Below are 1675 nucleotides of genomic sequence, written 5' to 3' on the forward strand. Positions count from 1 at the left end.
ATTTGCGAAGTCAATTCGCTAGTAAATTCGTTTAACAATCTGTTAAACAACAAAAAGAAAAATTGAGTAATATCAAGCTTTTGAAACCTTTCTTCATTTATGGAGTAAGTACAAAATGAGAGTTTGATCCTGGCTCAGGATGAACGCTGGCGGCGTGCCTAATACATGCAAGTCGAACGCTTTGTGGTCCAACTGATTTGAAGAGCTTGCTCAGATATGACGATGGACATTGCAAAGAGTGGCGAACGGGTGAGTAACACGTGGGAAACCTACCTCTTAGCAGGGGATAACACTTGGAAACAAGTGCTAATACCGTATAACACTAATAACCGCATGGTTATTAGTTAAAAGATGGTCTTGCTATCACTAAGAGATGGTCCCGCGGTGTATTAGCTAGTTGGTAAGGTAATGGCTTACCAAGGCAATGATACATAGCCGAGTTGAGAGACTGATCGGCCACAATGGGACTGAGACACGGCCCATACTCCTACGGGAGGCAGCAGTAGGGAATCTTCCACAATGGACGAAAGTCTGATGGAGCAACGCCGCGTGTGTGATGAAGGGTTTCGGCTCGTAAAACACTGTTGTAAGAGAAGAATGACATTGAGAGTAACTGTTCAGTGTGTGACGGTATCTTACCAGAAAGGAACGGCTAAATACGTGCCAGCAGCCGCGGTAATACGTATGTTCCAAGCGTTATCCGGATTTATTGGGCGTAAAGCGAGCGCAGACGGTTGTTTAAGTCCGAAGTGAAAGCCCACAGCTTAACTGTGGAAGTGCTTTGGAAACTGGATAACTTGAGTGCAGTAGAGGAGAGTGGAACTCCATGTGTAGCGGTGAAATGCGTAGATATATGGAAGAACACCAGTGGCGAAGGCGGCTCTCTGGACTGTAACTGACGTTGAGGCTCGAAAGTGTGGGTAGCAAACAGGATTAGATACCCTGGTAGTCCACACCGTAAACGATGAGTGCTAGATGTTTGAGGGTTTCCGCCCTTAAGTGTCGCAGCTAACGCATTAAGCACTCCGCCTGGGGAGTACGACCGCAAGGTTGAAACTCAAAGGAATTGACGGGGACCCGCACAAGCGGTGGAGCATGTGGTTTAATTCGAAGCAACGCGAAGAACCTTACCAGGTCTTGACATCCTTTGACCACTTCAGAGATGAAGCTTTCCCTTCGGGGACAAAGTGACAGGTGGTGCATGGTTGTCGTCAGCTCGTGTCGTGAGATGTTGGGTTAAGTCCCGCAACGAGCGCAACCCTTATTACTAGTTGCCAGCATTCAGTTGGGCACTCTAGTGAGACTGCCGGTGACAAACCGGAGGAAGGTGGGGATGACGTCAAATCATCATGCCCCTTATGACCTGGGCTACACACGTGCTACAATGGCAAGTACAACGAGCAGCTAACCCGCGAGGGTACGCGAATCTCTTAAAACTTGTCTCAGTTCGGATTGTAGGCTGCAACTCGCCTACATGAAGTCGGAATCGCTAGTAATCGCGGATCAGCACGCCGCGGTGAATACGTTCCCGGGTCTTGTACACACCGCCCGTCACACCATGAGAGTTTGTAACACCCAAAGCCGGTGAGGTAACCTTTTAGGAGCCAACCGTCTAAGGTGGGACAGATGATTAGGGTGAAGTCGTAACAAGGTAGCCGTAGGAGAACCTGCGGCT

1 rRNA gene is annotated in these 1675 nt (G+C 48.7%); it reads left to right on the forward strand.

The features are described from left to right. Window positions 1-111: 111 nt before the first annotated feature. Window positions 112-1675, forward strand: a 16S ribosomal RNA gene (locus tag D3P96_RS08245); the annotation flags it as partial.

The organism is Weissella viridescens (assembly GCF_003862435.1).
In the GTDB taxonomy this organism is placed as follows: Bacteria; Bacillota; Bacilli; order Lactobacillales; family Lactobacillaceae; genus Weissella; species Weissella viridescens_A.